This window comes from Vibrio sp. R10-SF1-ISO8, from assembly GCF_059833805.1.
The window spans coordinates 1-15,276 of record NZ_JCBDHL010000014.1; the positions used below are offsets into that span (position 1 = coordinate 1).

The following is a 15,276-nucleotide window of genomic DNA, read 5'->3' on the forward strand; positions in this document are numbered from 1 at the left end:
GTAAGGAGAATCCCATGTCACGTTCACTGTGTAATTCGCTCATTGTATTTCTTTTAAGTTGCTGTTTTGCTTCCAGTTAATCTCTAATTTATACAATTAATAAAGGCTGCGTTTTCGCATTTCGATTAGTTGTTTAAAAACATTACTTATCGCTCGCTGCGTGCAAAATGTGCGTTGATTGGCGCTGCCGATGAGTCTGGAAATAAAAAAAGAAAATAACTATCAACCTCCTCAACGGATTTCGAAGGAAGATCACATGTACAGCACCTATTCATTTCGTCAGTTACTGCACGCTCAGTTTATGGACCTCAATGAAGCCGCCGCGTTTTTTCACGTTCAACCGTATACCGTGACGCGCTGGATCAATGGCTATTCATCGATTAATCCCATGGCTGAAAAATTGCTTCATCTTAAGGCTCGCGGCTATTTACCGCTGGATACACGTTGGGACGGTTTTCGCGTCCATGAAGAACGCGCCACGCTCATTACGCCCGAACGCCGCGAGTTTAGCCCCAAAGAATTGCTAGCGTTTGGCTACTGGCGTGATGAACATCGTCAGTTTGTTGAGTTACACGGTCACATTGATAATCCCAAGAAGTATCCACCGAAGGAAAATAAGTGGCCTTTTTCGGGTGGCGGCTACCGACGTAAACTGCGGCTTTGGGTGCCCAGCAAATTTAAATGACTCACGTCAGGCTAAATTTTGCAGTGATTCTTGCTTTGTCACTCGACTCATATCTCGCTCACGACTCTGTAAGAATATTTGCTTTCTATATACAGTGTCGGTAAGAAGAATTCATGGAGTAAACAATGCCGTTATATTGTGTCACCAATTGGCGCGACTATTCACTCATTACTGCCAAATCTCCGATGGCGGCCATTCAATCCCTCTATGGCCGTCATTACGAACTTATGGACAATCAAACACTTACGCAAGACTGTGTGGTGCATGTAATGTGCTGCGAATATCATGGCTATGTCGAATCGATTCTAGAGCGCATGCACCGTGATATTGACCGCGTGCTGTGGCTAGACATGTACCAAAATACGTTACGCTTTCAGTCAACTTGCAAATCTCTATCTATACATTAGAATAACTGTATATACATACAGTTATTCTAATTATGCAGTTTAGATATGTGAAAAGTCACGTTGGCCAACGTGTCGATGATAAGGGTCATGATCACCGCGGTCGCACTATCCAAGTGCCCTGCTTGCTTAGAGACGGGACGACCAAAGAAGCCCTATTTCGCGGCTCCATTGATGTGAATGAATGCGACAACTACCAACGGGTCAAGCTGGTTGGTTTCACGAGCTATAGCCCGGATGATGGTCAAACTTGGATCAAACTTGAAACCCACTCGTACCTGGTGGGCGTTCGGATCTGGGATGAGCATTACATCGTGCTATACGACGGTTTACCCAAAGCCTTCACCTACGATCCCAAAGGTCCAACACGCTATTACAACAATGTGGTGCCTTTACCCGTGAATAAGCCCTAGCCAATCACACTGCCTTGAGACGCTTGTGTGATGACTCTTCGTCAAGCATGATCTTTATTCCTAATCCTCACTATGAGATAGTCAACGGTTTGCATTGATGCTATACCAACCCTTCACGACCACACACTGAGGACCGAAGTGATGGCGGAACTGGGTTACTGCTCAATCAACAATCTGCAACTGTCGTCGGAATCGCTTGACGCTGTTGCCGAGATAAAAGACATCATGGAAGATGGTAACATGCTCGCGTATTCGGTTGGCGCCGTGCCGTTGTTCGATCTCTTCCTCGGTAAGCAAAAGCCGGCTGAGACGTTAATTAGCATTGCGGGCTACGATTGGGTCGAGTTTTCTGAGGTGTTGTCCTCAGTGAACAGCATCGTTAAAAACCGAATTTACGGTATTGCTGAGCCGTTAAGCTGGCGAACTCATGGAGAAGAAGGTGAATTTTGGAGGTGTGTATCCCGTGCGACGTTGTAGCTCCCTACTCTGCGCTTTGCTCATCAGCACTAGCGTGCACGCTGACGCGTTTCAACAAGCAATGATTGACTATGGCAATAAGCTTGAAGAATGCCGCGCCATAGCCAAGTCTAACACCGCAGATTTTCCTGTTACTGATTGGTTTTCTGGACTTGATATTCAAAGCAAGAAAAACGTGGTGCTTTATCTGTCGTTAGACAACAGTGCCCGTTGTTCTGCACAAGAAAAAGCCCACTTAATCAAAGCTGCAGAGACGGCCCCTGACCCCGCAAAAGAGCCTTTACGTTTCTTACTGGAAGAGAAGCCTTATCAAGAATACATCAAGGATCTTGACCGGGATGAAGTGCTCCGAATTCAGCAGGAGTTTTCGAAGCCATTCGACTCATATAAAGTTGGCGATAGACTAGATTTGTTGGAGTAACTCCAACTAAATCGTTTCGCAAGAAAAATAGTTATTCCCCGACATAAAGGCCATTTAAGTACTCACTAAGGCCATACTGATCTGGAAACTGACTATAATCGTCTATTCCCATTATCGCGAGGGACATTTTTAGTGGTTGAATCAATTCTAGTGGGATATCAATTTTTCTGACACAGTTAGGGCATTGCACCTCGATCGGCTCTACATTAGCTGTATGGACAGTAAACCGTCCTCTTTGGGCTGCAATTCTCCGGTTACCGTGAGGAGGTTGGATCGAAAACGGAACTTCAATCTCTGATCTTTGCATAATGATATCGGCGATATCATAGTTTACGTCATAGCTATTTGAACCATTTGCCAACCTAGTTGTGTCATATATGATCGTGTCTTGAGTACTTTCGAAGCTTAATTTATATGGGTCTAGCAACCAAATACAAGGCGAGTCAGGATTGCCTTTCAATGCAAAATATAGTGCTGTACCAAGTGATGTTGTCCAATCTAATAGTCTAGTCGGCAACCCATAATGTTGCATGTCTAATAAACTATCCCAATCATCCTTACTTTGGCCATTTATTGCTGCTGCATGAGCTTTATATTCATAAAACAGTGCTGCTTCGTTACCTATTGCTCTTCTAAACACCGTAGGTAAAAGCATATATTCAGTACTTCCGTGGCCTCGATACCAAACATGATCCGATGTGTTTGGAAGCATTTCCTCTGCATTAGATAAAACAAGTTGAAAAAATTCTTCTAAGCTCATGGTTACTACATATCCTTACTTTTTGTTTGTTCTCGCTTTTCCTCTAATACTAACCAAGTTGGAACAATGAGTTCGTGTAGCAGAGATAAAGCATCTTTTCGAGATTCAGTTCTAGGTAAAACATACGCAATATCGTTATTAGAGTCATATAGAACTAATCCTTTACTTGGCACCAAAGAAAAACCTAGCTTAGGTTGTGGTAAATCCAATAGGGTCATATTTGAGTTAGGATCTGCGACAAGATCTACCACGCACTCGATGCCATACATAACCTTTTGTACCATCTCAATATTTTTCAAAGGTATGGCTGCTGTGGTTAGACCAAGGCCCGCTGGCATAAACACTTTTCCATCGATCGTGTAAGTGGTACTTACACCTGCTTTACGCAGCTCAGACACTTCTAAATCACTCCAATTATAACCCGACGAGATACCTTTCATCTCATATGGTTCGAGTAAAAAAGGCCAGTTGCGATACAAAATCTCTAACAACTCTTTGCGTGAAAAAACTTGTTTCTTGGAATGAGGCAAAACATCAATACAAAAAATAGTATCGTTGTAGACTACTGCAAACAGCAACCAATCAGACCGTACAGCAAAGTACTCGTGACTTTTTACTTCGTCCGAAAGGTGAAAGTGAAGTATTCCCCAATCAGCAAATAATAAGTCAGTCCTGTTCGACTTTTTACTACTACTGGTGTCGTTATGTTCGATTAGTCCCTTCGACTGGAATGGGTTTATATCGCAACCACACAACGCACGATTAGCGAAAGAATTAAAGTCACGAATGACTTTTTTTGGAAAGTTACTATTAGAAATTTTTTCTTGCAGTTGCTTTGACACTAACAACTGTCTAGGGCTATTTGTTATGTAACGAGATACAAAGTCCATCCAACGCATAATTGGGTTAGCAAGCTTTTGCTCTTTTTTGGTGTACTTAAGCCCATATGAACTTATAAGTTCCTCGCAAATTAGTTCAAGATCACTAACTAGATCTTGATATAAGCAACCGCTATTTGTTTCCAAGCTTTCCTCCAATTCATAATGAATATATCTTTCAGATAAAAATATTCACTCTATTCGCTTATAGGACATGTCTCCATCTATATAAGTCATACCTGAACCTATCAGCCACTGAATATAGTACCGATTAAACTCATCGTGGTCTGGCTTGTATCGAGCACCATGTGAAACAAGCTCTAAGTTACTAATTTGAACTTTACGCGAACTTGGGCAAATTGATGCCTGCTGATAGAGAAAATCAAATAGATACTGCTTTCCGCTACGTTCAGATAAACGCCGAGAAGCTAGTTTTGTATCAATAACTTCTTTTATATTGGCCTTATCAAATGCTGACATATTAGCGCCGAAAATGACCCCTACCAGTTGGCTTGAATCGTAGTGAAACACTCTTTGTAAAGGTGAGAAATCTGACTTCCCATCTATCCAACGGCTAGGCTGATGAAGTAACAAACGCACTTCCTCCTCATATTCCCAACATAGATTTTTCGTTAACAGCTGCTTCTCTTTGTCAGAATGAAATTTAAGCCTTAGTTCTTCATTTTCAAACTCGAGACCAGTGTATGCTGAAGGCATAAGCATAAAGCCACTCATCGCCTCAATACTTGCAGAGTAGTTGATATTTTTTAAAGCTAAACTCTTTGGAACAGAACAACTGAAGTTCTTTGTAACACTGATGGAGTCTTTGGCACGCAAGTGGCATTGATGAATTGAGTTTTCTACGGGACGAAATATAAAGCAACACCCTTTATGACTCCCCGCATAGTGAGACCACATAAGCATTTCATCATTAGCTTTAGCAAATGAAACTGAATAACCTGTATTGGGTCGGTAAATCTCTAACAGTTTGTGCAGGTTGTTATATAGATTAACAAGCAATGTTGGATTCATGTCACTTTTCAGGTTCAATGAAATATAACTAATCAATGTTTGTCCATACTTTTCATATGAACTCCATAATTCCTGATAGCTGATGGGGCAAATAGAATTCAAATACTCTGCAGCAACCTTAGCTACTTTTAAATCTTCGGTTAATTTGAAAACAATCTTTACCCAAATCTCACGCTCATCTTTAGGGAAGATAAAGTTGGCTAACATATCAACAGGATCATTGAGCTCTTGCTGAGAAGCGAAGTAGAGCTCATCGTACATGAGCTCTTTAATTGTTAGTAAACCAGGAGATCTATACCGATATACGTGCATACTACCCTCGAAGAAAAAACTAAGGCTACTTTATGGGAAATAGCTAAACTAAATCACAACGCATTACATGGATTAGATACTGTAACCACAAGCTTTTAGCTCTAGGTTTACGTCTTGTTTCCAGGCTCCTGCGTCATCCATAGGAACATAAACTACACCACTAATATCGTTAGGGGTCTCTATTTGTCCCTTAACTAAAGCGCACACATTTTTACGACTGAGTTTCGCCATTAAATAGCCATGTTCGAAGACGACATTTTGTCTAGCACGGTCACGCGCAGGTACATTTGTTTCGAAGGCTCCACGTCCCTTATCACATGGGGTATATATGACAATTGCAAAGTCAGCTTCTCCGGCGTAATGCTCGATCTTTTCGATAATTGTCATACCACTGCTAGCCTGTTCATGCAGTATTACAGCTTCAAGACCGATAGTTTCTATATGTCTAGCAACCTCTTGTTTTGCAGCGTTATCGCGCCCATGAACAATGAAAACTTTACTTTTCTTTGGGGGTTGCGCACTGGAAAAAACACCTACATTTTGCGATATGGTCTGAACATTAGTTTGTATTGATGCTTGATGTGTTAAGTTCGGCTTCGCTTGTAGTGGTTCCCCAAACTCCAAATGACTTAGTAAACCTGAAAATTCGGTATCTAGAAAAGAGCGGCGCTCAGCGTAGGTTCCTAATTTGGGTTGTATAAAGTCCCAGAACGCATCCAAGTCTCGTGCTTGTTTTAACCAGCTAGGAAAGTAAGGTAACAGTTTAGCGTTACTAAGCAATTCAATCCTCAACTGTTGGTATTCACTATTTGATGACTCTTTCCCTGTCGCTCTCGATTTTAACAAAGCGCACAAGTAATTAACTTTTTCTAAATTGGTTGTTAAAAATTCAATTCCCATCTGATTGCCTGAATGCGAAATAAGAAGCCCAAATTAAAAAATTAAGTGGGCAGAAATGCAGTCATATTAATCCACACACATAATGAATTCTATTCCCAAAATTAGCAGAATACCGAGTCTATGACATTCGTCATAGTTCAATCATTTAGGCAGCCAAAACAAGAAAAACCGCCCAATCTTGAGCGGTTTTGTTTAACGTCTGCGTCGGGTCTTTCGACGCTTTCTCGTGGCAGTGGCTTTCACTACGCGTCCACCTCGTAATGTGTACCCTTTTTTGAGTTGACCGTTTTGTTTACGACCTTTGCACTTACAACATCGTTTAGCCATGAGAGTCCTCCAGTTTGCGTATCCGTTGTTCCTGGTCTTGCTGCACCTTCTTAATCCAGTGGATGTCGGTTTTGAGCGCTGCAATGGTGCCTGCGCTTGAAACGACACCAGTGATTAGAGCGATGAGCATCGCTTCGAATAGTCCCATCATTTGCCCCTGAACTTAGTCGAGAAGAATTCAAGCAGGTAGCGAACCATGGCACGCATGCCGAGGGTATCGATGACGACCGCGCCGACGACATACCAGTACGGTTCGGGGATCTTCTGCAGCGCCTGGAAGCCTTGTTCGACGTAGGGGGCGTAATCGGGAATAAAGGAAAGGATCAAGGGAATAAAGACGACTAACAATATAAACTCGTCTTTGAAGCCGCGTTCTTTGATGCTCACTTCATCAAGGCTACTGGCCTGCTCTTCGCCCTTTTGCAGTCTGCGCACCCTCGCCTGATGTTTCTCCTGGTCAAGTTCGTCTTTGCGCTTCAGGGCTTCCGCTTTATTGCGGTTATACTGCCTATAGGTTTCAAGTCCGCCATTGAACAAACTGACAATCGCACCAATCATGGGTACACCTGTCGATCGAGTTCGATGTGGGGACCATCTTTAAACGAGGTCCAATCACCACCCCAGACAATCGGCACACCGAGTTCTCTGGCCGCTTGCTTGAATGCCCAGCTCACTTGCTCGTAATAGCTGAAACCCCACGTGACGTTACCGTCCTCGTCATACACCACATAGTCAATCGCGTGACCGGTTTGGTGGCGGCTGATACGTGAATAGCCATCGAGCTGACTCGCCTTATTTTGAAAAAGCTGGAACTGCTCTTCTGCCGTTCGTTTGCCCGATGTAATCCCAAAATCAAACGGACTGAGCTCTAACGCGCGCCTGACCACGTTTTTTAAGTCGTGATGGACACCAATCAATTTCGTTTCGCTGCGCACCGACAACGCAAAACCGCTGACGGCTTTATCGACCTGTTTTTTGTTCATCAGATACACTCCCAGGCTAACCGTTAATAAGAGGGGGAATGCCCACCGCATCGGGCACCTCCTGTTTGAAGATCAAACGCGTTTCAATTCGTGAGACCAGCGCTAAACTGCTCACCACTTGCAGCTCATCGGCCCCTTTGGGCTTAATGAGGGTCATCGGATAGTGATGATCGACACCGGCGGCGAAAGACAGATACAAATAACGACGCTCAACAATCTGGTCACCTTTCAGAAACGACAACGTCAGACTGCACAACTGCGCAGGAATCGTTTGGCGATTGCTCAGTGACGTGCGTTTAAACGACAAATCGACCAGTTCGACGTGTTCGGTAAAGTGAAATATCGCCGCATCGCCTACCGTGCCTTGTGATTCGGTGGCGATTTCAATATCAGGTTTGGCTTTTGGCGGTGGGTTATACAGCATCAACATCAGCGCATCTCCCCGACTCTGACGGTTTCCCCGTCTTTGCCTTTGACCGTGATGGCTTGGTTGGTGCTAAGTGGCAGATGACCACCGGGATTAACGACCATAAAACCCTGTACCAGGACCGACTCGGTATTGTCATCCGGCACCTGTAGAAACAACGCTTTACGCTCGGAGCTGCCGGCAATAGTCTGCTCACTGCCATCGAGCTCAAACACACCTTCATCAATGGCCGCGTAGGTGTATAACGTCACGCTAGGCGTCACGCTCAGCGTCTCGTTATCGACGTGAACGTTAAGTAATTCGTTCTGAATTTGGGCTCTGACGGCGCGTTGTATCTCGACCACACTCACCGGTCTTTGCACTTCGTGCACGACCACGGCATTCGACACGTCAACCTTCTGCGCTTGGGTTAAAATCGGCACATCACTGATTTGGTATTCAAACGTCGCGGCGTCATCGTGATGGTTTTCCAGTGTCAATTCATCAAAGGTGCTGACGTCGACCGTATCGCCTCGCTGTATTTCGGTTGGACGCAGTACATCGCTGCGTATCATCAAGGTATGAGTCGATTCACGCAGAATAAGAAACTTCCCAGCCTGTCCGGCGTTAAAGCTGAGGGTTTGATGAGGTTCGAGGGTGTGGACTTGTCTCATGAGCGGCTCCCTTTATACAACACCGCCACGGTGATGATGGTGCCGGCGATGCCGACAATCAGCGAGATGTTCTTCAGTAAGTTGTTATCCGACTCAAGGCCACCGGTTTGCTCGCGCGATTTGGCGCTGCTGGCCATCGCCAGTGCCGCTTTAGTGGTTTCGGTTTGTTGGCCCGCCATCGACTTGATCGAGTCAATCGCGTACTGGCTGACTTCGGAGGTTTCTTCAAGCGCTGAGGTGCCGAAGTTAAACGCCTCATCGACGGTGTTATTGACCGTATCGAGTGACCCTGTCACGATGATTTCATTTGAACGCAGGGTTTGCTGGCCAAAGTCGAGCGCTTCCTCGGCGAGATTGCCCGCAATGGCCATTGCACCGTGGTCGGTCATGGTCAGATTGATATCGGAATCATTGACCCCTGCGACCATAATGCCGTAGTTGTCGCGCCCTGCGGCCGCGCTACCACTGGTATTAGTGGTCGTTGTGACCGTGCTTTGTCGACTTTGTGAAGAGCTTCTGCCACCCATATCTACAAACCTTATTCGTAAAACGCGTTCATCGTCTCGGCGTTCAATCTCCTGAACCGGTAATCCCAATTTGTGGCGAATAAACCGCTCAGCGCCAGCGCGAAAGAAGTGCGCCCGTATCGAGTCAAACCCGTGGGCCCTGGCATGATTGAGCGCGCCCAATGTGCCTGCGGCCATATCACCAACTAAAGCCACCACAACCAATTCTTTGCTGCCGTCTTTGAGTCCTTCCCCCCTTAACAGCATCACGGTGTTATCAAGGCGAAAGACGTGTTCGTTACCTTGTTGAACTGCACGTTCAGCATCCTTGAAGTAATCTTTCAGTGCCGGCTTCAGTTGGTCTTTAACTCGACTCCATTGTTCACGTTGAAGACTACTTCTTAAGCGCCACATACAGGACAAGCAGTACCAACATCACGATCAGCCACCATTGGGAGCTGGTGCCACCGAGATTGATCCCACCGCCCGTAAAACCCATATTGTTGGTGGTGTTGCCCGAGGTGCCCGACATGGCAGGCCCTGACGCACCGCCTTGTAAGCCTCCACCACCGGTTAACGACGTTAATGAACCGAGCATCACAAGCCTCCTTTAAAGAAGATGATGGTGGCGATCACCGCGACCAACAGCAGGAGCTTATTTAGACCATTGCTGGCACTCAGGCCTAATACACTGCCCGCGCCAAATCCGCCTAAGACCCAAAATAGAATTGGCATCCGCGTCTCCTACTTCTTAAACGCCATCACACCAAGCAGCACCACGCTCGTTACGGCTAATGCGCCGCCGACATACCACACCATCGGATCGATACCGGATTTTGCGCCCATCGGACGCGTCACCACATTACCGGCGTTATCGACCTGCGGGTGGTTGGGCTGCTGGGTTTTGTTTGGGTTAGAGGTTTGATCGTTGGTGTCGAACAGCCAATCGGCATGTTCACCCACCGAATCGAGTGCCCCCGCGCCAAACTCCAATAAATCATCAAAAAAGCTTTTCATGGGCGCTCCTTAGGCCGCGCCACCTTGCAGCTTCTCCGGTCGCTCTAAGCGTACCGATTCGACCAAAATAGGAATGGAACCGGGTACATCTTCAGTGGTGACCGAGAACTTCAAATTCGAGCTGTGCTGCGTGGGAAACAGTTCATCAATCGAGAAACCGCGCACAATCGGATCGAAGTGGAAATAGCCTGATTGCGGTGTGCGTTCATTACGCTTGGCGTTGGCTTCAGCGATAAACTTGTTCGCTTCAAACTCTTTGACGAAGTCGCGCTCAATCTCCAGCTTGGTGATCTTGTCGTGCATAAAGTGCATGCGGCGAATACTGATGAGTGGACTGGCGATCAGGTTGGTGAACTCGTTGACGCCTGCCGCATTGGCGGGCATAGTTTCGCGTTTGACCAACGGCACCACGACGCGCATCGCTTGCGCGTTACTCACCCAAGCATGTACTTGGATCGTGAGTGGATCCGCATCTGCGCGCTTGTTACGGAACTGGATATCAAGGTGAATGTTGTCACCCAGCTCTGTGACTAAGCCGGTGTAGCGCACCCCGTTTTTGGTTCTGGCCACGACATCGCTGAACGGGATGATAAAGTGTCCCGACGTCGCATCACGACGTTTGTATCGCTCAAGCATCAACAGCTCTTCACCGGTCAACACGTAGATTTCCTCAGCGTTCAAAGTGATGGAAATTCGCGTCATGTCCTGCGCGTCGGCGTTGGTTTCAAGCACCAGTTCGTGATACGTCGGGCCATTGGGAATAGGCAGTGTGCCTTTTTGTCCCCAAGCGGCGCCGACCATGGAGTTAAGTTTGATTGGTTTGACTGACATAGCGCCCCCTTAGAACCAACCGGACTTGCCAAGAAGCTTATCTAGTCCACCAACTTTATTGTTGACGGCCAAGATGATCGCCCCTGTCGTCAAAGCTGATACGCCAGCAATGATGGCAACGTTACGAGCATTCAATCGCATAGTGACATCCTCATTGAAATGGATGCTCTGACCCTAGGGCGCCTATGAGGGATTGGATAGAGAGTGAAACCTATTAGGCAGACACTCTAACCTAATAGGTTTCAGCCTTACCGTGCAGGGTAGATTTTGCCCTGACGATGGTTACCGATACCGGGGCTTTTGAGGATGTAATCGGCGTACTTACCTGTCCCTAAATGCTCCCGCTCATGACAGCCTTTCAGCGCGAGGATCGACTCGTACGGCACATCGTAATAATCAGCGATATAGCGCGCGTTACGTTTCGAACTGACCGCCCCAATGTAGATGTGCTTCGATTCATCGAGCACGGTTTTTGGCACTTCCTGACTGCGCTGAAAGGTCGCGTGCATCACCAGACCAAAGCCGCGGCCACCGGTCCACAGCTCGCCCGCCACGCCATCGAGTTTGGCGGTGTTGTTGGTGCATTTGGCCAGCTCCTCAATCACACAGTGCAACTCGTGCGCGTGTTGGCCATCGCCCAATGACCACACCATCTGGGCAAAGCGCTCAAGGTTATCGCGGCTACGCTCCTGATTCACAAGCGCCAAACGAAACGGCTTGCGCTGCTTTCGCCCATACCAGGCGCGCTGATAGAACTCAGAGAACGACGCACACGGCACGACTTTTAACCCTTCGAGCCGCTGCTCTGAATGCTCCGCGTACGGATCAAACATCACCACCTGAGCCGACTTGGGGATCAGCTTGAGCTTGCGAATCGCCGTGGTTTTACAGCTGCCTGTGGTGCCCATGTAACACACGTGCTGCGCATTGAGGGCGTTATTCTTGTTGATCGGACTCGGCAGCTTCATCCGTCTCTCCTTGCGCTTGATTGGCTTCCTTCGCCACTTTGGCTGCTAACAACGCTTTCTCTTGACGCAGTCGACGCACCTGAAGCGTACAACCGCCGACCAAGGTGCACGACGCCATGGCAAAGACCAGCTCTTTTTCATATTCAGCAAACCACGCAAAACCGGCCGGTCCGTACTTTTGCAGCATTGGCGTGGCCGCATCGAGCCACTTGTTACCGACGTTCTCATCAATTTCAAACGGCACATCAAACGCCGCACCGACGCTGAACTCGACAATGCCTAAGCCATAACCCAACATTTGGCGCGAGGTCTCCGGATCAAAGCTGGCTTCTTCCTGCTCGTCGGTGTCGCTTTCGGCCTGTTCAATCATGTGCTCTTCTTGCTGCATCTCATCGATGGCCGCTTGCGCGGTGAGATCGCGCTCATCGACCGGTGCCGTGACTTCTGGCTCATTGGTTTGGCTCATGGCTCGGCTCCTTCTTCGTCGTCAGCAAGACAAACAGCAACGCGCAGCCGCCAACAAAGGCTAATGCGCCCGCGACGGTTCGTTTGGTTATCTTGGTCGGTTTCGGCTCGGTTATCGGATTTACCTCACAAGCCCCGTCGTGATTGGGTTCGTGCGGTTTAGTATCGGTTACCGAGTGCGGTTTTTGCGGGGTACTGTTTTTATACCCAGTATTAACCTCTTCGCGAGTCGGTTTCATGTGGTTAGTTAACCAGTCTTGAAACGGTTTGCCCGCGCTTTGATTGGCTTTGCAGTTGGGGCAAATGGTGTAGAGCTGACCCAGTCGGCGCTTGTTCTTGGGTGGATCGCCGCCTTCGAGCACGCGATGTTCCCCGACCGCATGCACGGTACACACTTCGCCGCAACCCTGCGTCGGACAGGCAATGTAACCTTTGATGGGATTCTTACTGGCCATGCTGCGCCTCCTCAAGCTCAGTGAGCCGCTGATGGAAGTTCAAGGTAATGGCTTTAATGGTAGTGACGGTGGTGTCGATGTGGCTTTTGGCCTGCTCGGCGGCCTGAATGGCGACCATCGGTTTTTTAAACGCAGGAATGCTTGACCAGTCTGGCGCAGATTGAGCCAGCGCCTGCTCGATGTCATCGAGTTTGGCCATTAAGTCGGCAAACTCTTGTTGTCTGATTGTCATACTGACCTCTGTCTCACGACGTTGGTGAATGGGTGCCCCTGTCTCACGACGTTAGCTCTTTGATTATGACGATTAATAAGCCACTTTCAATAGTTAGTACCAATTAAATTCCACCTTCTTGCCAGACCGTCGCGCAGCGACACACACGGCGGTGGTGCATCGTCGTTCACTACGGCTTATCACGGTGCTAACGCAGTCACCGCGTGGTCTAGGCGTCAGCTCGCTGGCGAGCAAGATACGCCGCTTCCTTATAGTTATCCCCGTTTTTAACGGGGTAACACTTATCATCACTATTATCTTTCTTTAGAAAGATCACTAGTCGTAGACTATGGATCAAACCGTTAAGATCCAGTTTCATGGAGCAGTTAATATGACAAACCACCGCTTAGTCACCGCGTTATCCACAGAAACGGTGGATGACTGTGATAAAACGGTCATAAAAGCCGCGATTAAACCGAATTAAGGTCGGTTTTTCAGGGATTTAGCGTGTTACAGACGGATCGAGGCTAAGCTGGTGGATCAAAGATTGTGTGGGGATTGGTCGTGACGACGGGCGAACTTACGTAGCAAGGTGATAGGCGTCAGCAGGTAACGAACATGGACGCCGGTGCGTGAGGCCATGCGCTTGATGGAGTCACTGGCGGCCGCCCTCGCCTTAAGCATCGCGTCGGTCAGACCCAGATCGGCAAAATAGCGCTCTGTGATGCGCTTAATCGACGCTAAGCCGTACCACTCACCGTTTTCATTGTGTCGCGGCTGGGTGGACGTTAGCCAACCGCGCTGCTTAGCAAACGACACACACTGTTTGACTCGCCAAACGGGTAATCCCGTCCCTTCGGCCACATTGGCCCAAGTACGCAGCAGGAAACCACGTTGAGTGGCTACCCCAACCTTACGCGTACGCAACTCAAGCTCACTAACGAGATAGTCCATCACGGAAGCGATATCGCGCAGGAACTGGCGCTGCGTGGCTTTGCCAGACACCGACAATAAATAGGCATAGCGTGAAGGATCTTGAAGCAACAATGACCAGCGTGATCGATTCAGCGCCGCTAACGGTCGTTCGCGTCGGGTAAACGTGGAAGCATTCATTGCAGTGTCGGGCTCGCCATCTCACGCACATTAGAAACCATGACCAAACCGACAAATCGCTCAAGTTCGTCCGTCAGTGGTGACACCTTGTTCACACTGCCTGCATGGGATTCGGCAATGGAATAACTGTACTGCATCGCATAGTTGGCCATCTCACGAGCTAGGCCATTAAACTGCTTGGATGGTGTCAGCAAATCACAACCCAGAATCAGTATCGGCGTGATAATGTTTGCTTGGGTAAGATGATCCCCAGTCACGGCTTCGATGTCGCGTCCAGTTTTAATAGCTGCAGTCAGATGCGCCATACACACCTCAACAATTTTGTACTCTTCCATGCTTTTTCTCCTTTATCACCCGCTCTGTTATTCGCCGTAATTGACCATGTTTTTTCTCACGCTGGGCATAACGTTTAATCAGAAGATGAATTTTGATCCTTTGATTCTTGCGAACAGGCATGGCTTCCTTCCTGCAATTGATATAGCCTTCTCAATGTGGCAATCACGAGCCTAAGGCTCGATTCCAAGTGACCACTTTTGGCACTGGATTCTGCTTCATCAAGCGCAATCTCGATTTCAGTTTTTCGCGCTACCATCACGCCTCCTCAATGCCGCCAAGCCTTGGATGTACATCACTTTACGAGAAGATTTTTGATACTGGCAAGCATGCCCCGTATAGCGTTTTGCCGTTTTTTGTACATACAATGAGCATCAGGAGGGACGTTCAATGGAACGCTTTACTTATGAGAATGCACTGCTCAATCGCGTAAAAGCCAAGTTTGGATTAGATTCTGAATATCAATTGGCGAAAAAGTTGGGAGTTGACCAGTCCACCGTCAGAAATTGGCGAAATGGTCGAAACTCAATAGATTGGGATCTTGCGTTTCGTATTGCTGATCTCCTTGGTGAATCCGATCAAAATGTGGTTTGGGGGATTATCACCAACAAAATCAAAAATAGGCGTGTAGTCAAGGTGTTAGAGGATTTTAGACCTTTAATATAAGCTTATTTTCCTTTCTAACCACATATACATAATGCGCAC

28 protein-coding genes are annotated in these 15,276 nt (G+C 47.4%); 6 read left to right on the forward strand and 22 right to left on the reverse strand.

Annotated features, from left to right (window positions below; translation table 11 throughout):
- Positions 1-256 precede the first annotated feature (256 nt).
- From AC6R00_RS10790 to AC6R00_RS10810, 5 genes are all read left to right on the forward strand, one after another.
- Positions 257-685 (forward strand): phage protein, encoded by a 429-nt coding sequence (locus tag AC6R00_RS10790; RefSeq protein WP_500638957.1) that lies wholly within the window; start codon positions 257-259, stop codon positions 683-685.
- Between the two features lie 125 nt (positions 686-810).
- Positions 811-1,092: a hypothetical protein gene (locus AC6R00_RS10795; protein ID WP_500638931.1), complete on the forward strand. Its 282-nt coding sequence runs from the start codon at positions 811-813 to the stop codon at positions 1,090-1,092.
- A gap of 47 nt (positions 1,093-1,139) precedes the next feature.
- Positions 1,140-1,502 carry a hypothetical protein gene (locus tag AC6R00_RS10800; protein WP_500638930.1) on the forward strand — a complete coding sequence of 121 codons (363 nt, stop codon included), beginning with the start codon at positions 1,140-1,142 and terminating at the stop codon, positions 1,500-1,502.
- A gap of 141 nt (positions 1,503-1,643) precedes the next feature.
- The gene (locus AC6R00_RS10805) at positions 1,644-1,979 is read left to right on the forward strand and encodes a hypothetical protein (protein WP_500638929.1); all 336 of its coding nucleotides are present in this window, start codon (positions 1,644-1,646) and stop codon (positions 1,977-1,979) included.
- Positions 1,966-2,400, forward strand: a complete 435-nt coding sequence (locus AC6R00_RS10810) for a hypothetical protein (protein WP_500638928.1) — start codon at positions 1,966-1,968, stop codon at positions 2,398-2,400. The genes AC6R00_RS10805 and AC6R00_RS10810 overlap by 14 nt, the downstream gene beginning before the upstream one ends.
- A 31-nt stretch (positions 2,401-2,431) precedes the next feature.
- On the opposite strand, the gene AC6R00_RS10815 is transcribed toward AC6R00_RS10810, so the two are convergent.
- The 22 genes from AC6R00_RS10815 to AC6R00_RS10920 form a co-directional block, all read right to left on the reverse strand.
- Positions 2,432-3,160 carry an FRG domain-containing protein gene (locus AC6R00_RS10815; RefSeq protein ID WP_500640423.1) on the reverse strand — a complete coding sequence of 243 codons (729 nt, stop codon included), beginning with the start codon at positions 3,158-3,160 and terminating at the stop codon, positions 2,432-2,434.
- 5 nt (positions 3,161-3,165) lie between these two features.
- Entirely contained in the window at positions 3,166-4,185 is a 1,020-nt protein-coding gene (locus AC6R00_RS10820; RefSeq protein WP_500640424.1) for a hypothetical protein, read from the reverse strand.
- Between the two features lie 45 nt (positions 4,186-4,230).
- Positions 4,231-5,331 carry a DUF2971 domain-containing protein gene (locus AC6R00_RS10825; RefSeq protein ID WP_500640425.1) on the reverse strand — a complete coding sequence of 367 codons (1,101 nt, stop codon included), beginning with the start codon at positions 5,329-5,331 and terminating at the stop codon, positions 4,231-4,233.
- Between the two features lie 123 nt (positions 5,332-5,454).
- A complete protein-coding gene (locus tag AC6R00_RS10830; protein ID WP_500640426.1) occupies positions 5,455-6,282 on the reverse strand; it encodes a TIR domain-containing protein in 828 nt (275 codons plus the stop codon).
- Positions 6,283-6,601: 319 nt separating this feature from the next.
- The gene (locus AC6R00_RS10835; protein WP_500640428.1) at positions 6,602-6,760 is read right to left on the reverse strand and encodes a hypothetical protein; all 159 of its coding nucleotides are present in this window, start codon (positions 6,758-6,760) and stop codon (positions 6,602-6,604) included.
- Positions 6,757-7,167: a hypothetical protein gene (locus tag AC6R00_RS10840; RefSeq protein WP_500640427.1), complete on the reverse strand. Its 411-nt coding sequence runs from the start codon at positions 7,165-7,167 to the stop codon at positions 6,757-6,759. Before AC6R00_RS10840 ends, AC6R00_RS10835 begins: the two co-directional genes overlap by 4 nt.
- Complete coding sequence (locus AC6R00_RS10845) at positions 7,164-7,592, reverse strand: M15 family metallopeptidase (protein WP_500638958.1); 429 nt, start codon at positions 7,590-7,592, stop codon at positions 7,164-7,166. Before AC6R00_RS10845 ends, AC6R00_RS10840 begins: the two co-directional genes overlap by 4 nt.
- 16 nt (positions 7,593-7,608) lie before the next feature.
- On the reverse strand, positions 7,609-8,022 hold the full coding sequence (locus AC6R00_RS10850) for a hypothetical protein (protein WP_500638959.1): 414 nt from the start codon (positions 8,020-8,022) through the stop codon (positions 7,609-7,611).
- Positions 8,022-8,672 (reverse strand): hypothetical protein, encoded by a 651-nt coding sequence (locus AC6R00_RS10855; RefSeq protein ID WP_500638960.1) that lies wholly within the window; start codon positions 8,670-8,672, stop codon positions 8,022-8,024. The genes AC6R00_RS10850 and AC6R00_RS10855 overlap by 1 nt, the downstream gene beginning before the upstream one ends.
- A complete protein-coding gene (locus AC6R00_RS10860; RefSeq protein WP_500638961.1) occupies positions 8,669-9,592 on the reverse strand; it encodes a hypothetical protein in 924 nt (307 codons plus the stop codon). The genes AC6R00_RS10855 and AC6R00_RS10860 overlap by 4 nt, the downstream gene beginning before the upstream one ends.
- A complete protein-coding gene (locus tag AC6R00_RS10865; protein WP_049843888.1) occupies positions 9,573-9,776 on the reverse strand; it encodes a hypothetical protein in 204 nt (67 codons plus the stop codon). Before AC6R00_RS10865 ends, AC6R00_RS10860 begins: the two co-directional genes overlap by 20 nt.
- Entirely contained in the window at positions 9,776-9,913 is a 138-nt protein-coding gene (locus AC6R00_RS10870) for a hypothetical protein (RefSeq protein WP_500638962.1), read from the reverse strand. The genes AC6R00_RS10865 and AC6R00_RS10870 overlap by 1 nt, the downstream gene beginning before the upstream one ends.
- A 9-nt stretch (positions 9,914-9,922) precedes the next feature.
- Positions 9,923-10,195 carry a hypothetical protein gene (locus AC6R00_RS10875; protein ID WP_500638963.1) on the reverse strand — a complete coding sequence of 91 codons (273 nt, stop codon included), beginning with the start codon at positions 10,193-10,195 and terminating at the stop codon, positions 9,923-9,925.
- Positions 10,196-10,204: 9 nt separating this feature from the next.
- Positions 10,205-11,026 (reverse strand): major capsid protein P2, encoded by an 822-nt coding sequence (locus tag AC6R00_RS10880; protein ID WP_171323610.1) that lies wholly within the window; start codon positions 11,024-11,026, stop codon positions 10,205-10,207.
- Between the two features lie 9 nt (positions 11,027-11,035).
- Positions 11,036-11,167 carry a hypothetical protein gene (locus AC6R00_RS10885; RefSeq protein WP_257214423.1) on the reverse strand — a complete coding sequence of 44 codons (132 nt, stop codon included), beginning with the start codon at positions 11,165-11,167 and terminating at the stop codon, positions 11,036-11,038.
- Between the two features lie 107 nt (positions 11,168-11,274).
- Positions 11,275-11,994: a hypothetical protein gene (locus AC6R00_RS10890; protein WP_500638955.1), complete on the reverse strand. Its 720-nt coding sequence runs from the start codon at positions 11,992-11,994 to the stop codon at positions 11,275-11,277.
- Positions 11,963-12,460 (reverse strand): hypothetical protein, encoded by a 498-nt coding sequence (locus AC6R00_RS10895; RefSeq protein ID WP_500638954.1) that lies wholly within the window; start codon positions 12,458-12,460, stop codon positions 11,963-11,965. The genes AC6R00_RS10890 and AC6R00_RS10895 overlap by 32 nt, the downstream gene beginning before the upstream one ends.
- Entirely contained in the window at positions 12,444-12,854 is a 411-nt protein-coding gene (locus AC6R00_RS10900; protein WP_500638953.1) for a hypothetical protein, read from the reverse strand. Before AC6R00_RS10900 ends, AC6R00_RS10895 begins: the two co-directional genes overlap by 17 nt.
- Before the next feature lie 49 nt (positions 12,855-12,903).
- Complete coding sequence (locus AC6R00_RS10905) at positions 12,904-13,146, reverse strand: hypothetical protein (RefSeq protein ID WP_171802553.1); 243 nt, start codon at positions 13,144-13,146, stop codon at positions 12,904-12,906.
- 519 nt (positions 13,147-13,665) lie between these two features.
- Entirely contained in the window at positions 13,666-14,238 is a 573-nt protein-coding gene (locus AC6R00_RS10910) for a hypothetical protein (protein ID WP_500638952.1), read from the reverse strand.
- Positions 14,235-14,573, reverse strand: a complete 339-nt coding sequence (locus tag AC6R00_RS10915; RefSeq protein ID WP_500638951.1) for a hypothetical protein — start codon at positions 14,571-14,573, stop codon at positions 14,235-14,237. The genes AC6R00_RS10910 and AC6R00_RS10915 overlap by 4 nt, the downstream gene beginning before the upstream one ends.
- 74 nt (positions 14,574-14,647) lie before the next feature.
- A complete protein-coding gene (locus AC6R00_RS10920; protein WP_171325464.1) occupies positions 14,648-14,830 on the reverse strand; it encodes a hypothetical protein in 183 nt (60 codons plus the stop codon).
- 131 nt (positions 14,831-14,961) lie between these two features.
- Between AC6R00_RS10920 and AC6R00_RS10925 the strand changes: the two genes are divergently transcribed.
- Positions 14,962-15,237 carry a helix-turn-helix transcriptional regulator gene (locus AC6R00_RS10925; protein ID WP_171325466.1) on the forward strand — a complete coding sequence of 92 codons (276 nt, stop codon included), beginning with the start codon at positions 14,962-14,964 and terminating at the stop codon, positions 15,235-15,237.
- Positions 15,238-15,276 lie beyond the last annotated feature (39 nt).

What these genes read in the sequence shown, in the direction of transcription:
- AC6R00_RS10880 (WP_171323610.1), bottom strand. Translation starts at nt 11,026, where the DNA reads ATGTCAGTCAAACCAATCAAACTTAACTCCATGGTCGGCGCCGCTTGG.
- AC6R00_RS10925 (WP_171325466.1), top strand. Translation starts at nt 14,962, where the DNA reads ATGGAACGCTTTACTTATGAGAATGCACTGCTCAATCGCGTAAAAGCC.
- AC6R00_RS10825 (WP_500640425.1), bottom strand. Translation starts at nt 5,331, where the DNA reads ATGTACGATGAGCTCTACTTCGCTTCTCAGCAAGAGCTCAATGATCCT.
- AC6R00_RS10855 (WP_500638960.1), bottom strand. Translation starts at nt 8,672, where the DNA reads ATGAGACAAGTCCACACCCTCGAACCTCATCAAACCCTCAGCTTTAAC.
- AC6R00_RS10865 (WP_049843888.1), bottom strand. Translation starts at nt 9,776, where the DNA reads ATGCTCGGTTCATTAACGTCGTTAACCGGTGGTGGAGGCTTACAAGGC.
- AC6R00_RS10805 (WP_500638929.1), top strand. Translation starts at nt 1,644, where the DNA reads ATGGCGGAACTGGGTTACTGCTCAATCAACAATCTGCAACTGTCGTCG.
- AC6R00_RS10885 (WP_257214423.1), bottom strand. Translation starts at nt 11,167, where the DNA reads ATGCGATTGAATGCTCGTAACGTTGCCATCATTGCTGGCGTATCAGCT.
- AC6R00_RS10845 (WP_500638958.1), bottom strand. Translation starts at nt 7,592, where the DNA reads ATGAACAAAAAACAGGTCGATAAAGCCGTCAGCGGTTTTGCGTTGTCG.
- AC6R00_RS10830 (WP_500640426.1), bottom strand. Translation starts at nt 6,282, where the DNA reads ATGGGAATTGAATTTTTAACAACCAATTTAGAAAAAGTTAATTACTTG.
- AC6R00_RS10860 (WP_500638961.1), bottom strand. Translation starts at nt 9,592, where the DNA reads ATGTGGCGCTTAAGAAGTAGTCTTCAACGTGAACAATGGAGTCGAGTT.
- AC6R00_RS10835 (WP_500640428.1), bottom strand. Translation starts at nt 6,760, where the DNA reads ATGATGGGACTATTCGAAGCGATGCTCATCGCTCTAATCACTGGTGTC.
- AC6R00_RS10890 (WP_500638955.1), bottom strand. Translation starts at nt 11,994, where the DNA reads ATGAAGCTGCCGAGTCCGATCAACAAGAATAACGCCCTCAATGCGCAG.
- AC6R00_RS10915 (WP_500638951.1), bottom strand. Translation starts at nt 14,573, where the DNA reads ATGGAAGAGTACAAAATTGTTGAGGTGTGTATGGCGCATCTGACTGCA.
- AC6R00_RS10790 (WP_500638957.1), top strand. Translation starts at nt 257, where the DNA reads ATGTACAGCACCTATTCATTTCGTCAGTTACTGCACGCTCAGTTTATG.
- AC6R00_RS10875 (WP_500638963.1), bottom strand. Translation starts at nt 10,195, where the DNA reads ATGAAAAGCTTTTTTGATGATTTATTGGAGTTTGGCGCGGGGGCACTC.
- AC6R00_RS10850 (WP_500638959.1), bottom strand. Translation starts at nt 8,022, where the DNA reads ATGTTGATGCTGTATAACCCACCGCCAAAAGCCAAACCTGATATTGAA.
- AC6R00_RS10795 (WP_500638931.1), top strand. Translation starts at nt 811, where the DNA reads ATGCCGTTATATTGTGTCACCAATTGGCGCGACTATTCACTCATTACT.
- AC6R00_RS10870 (WP_500638962.1), bottom strand. Translation starts at nt 9,913, where the DNA reads ATGCCAATTCTATTTTGGGTCTTAGGCGGATTTGGCGCGGGCAGTGTA.
- AC6R00_RS10905 (WP_171802553.1), bottom strand. Translation starts at nt 13,146, where the DNA reads ATGACAATCAGACAACAAGAGTTTGCCGACTTAATGGCCAAACTCGAT.
- AC6R00_RS10840 (WP_500640427.1), bottom strand. Translation starts at nt 7,167, where the DNA reads ATGATTGGTGCGATTGTCAGTTTGTTCAATGGCGGACTTGAAACCTAT.
- AC6R00_RS10815 (WP_500640423.1), bottom strand. Translation starts at nt 3,160, where the DNA reads ATGAGCTTAGAAGAATTTTTTCAACTTGTTTTATCTAATGCAGAGGAA.
- AC6R00_RS10920 (WP_171325464.1), bottom strand. Translation starts at nt 14,830, where the DNA reads ATGGTAGCGCGAAAAACTGAAATCGAGATTGCGCTTGATGAAGCAGAA.
- AC6R00_RS10895 (WP_500638954.1), bottom strand. Translation starts at nt 12,460, where the DNA reads ATGAGCCAAACCAATGAGCCAGAAGTCACGGCACCGGTCGATGAGCGC.
- AC6R00_RS10910 (WP_500638952.1), bottom strand. Translation starts at nt 14,238, where the DNA reads ATGAATGCTTCCACGTTTACCCGACGCGAACGACCGTTAGCGGCGCTG.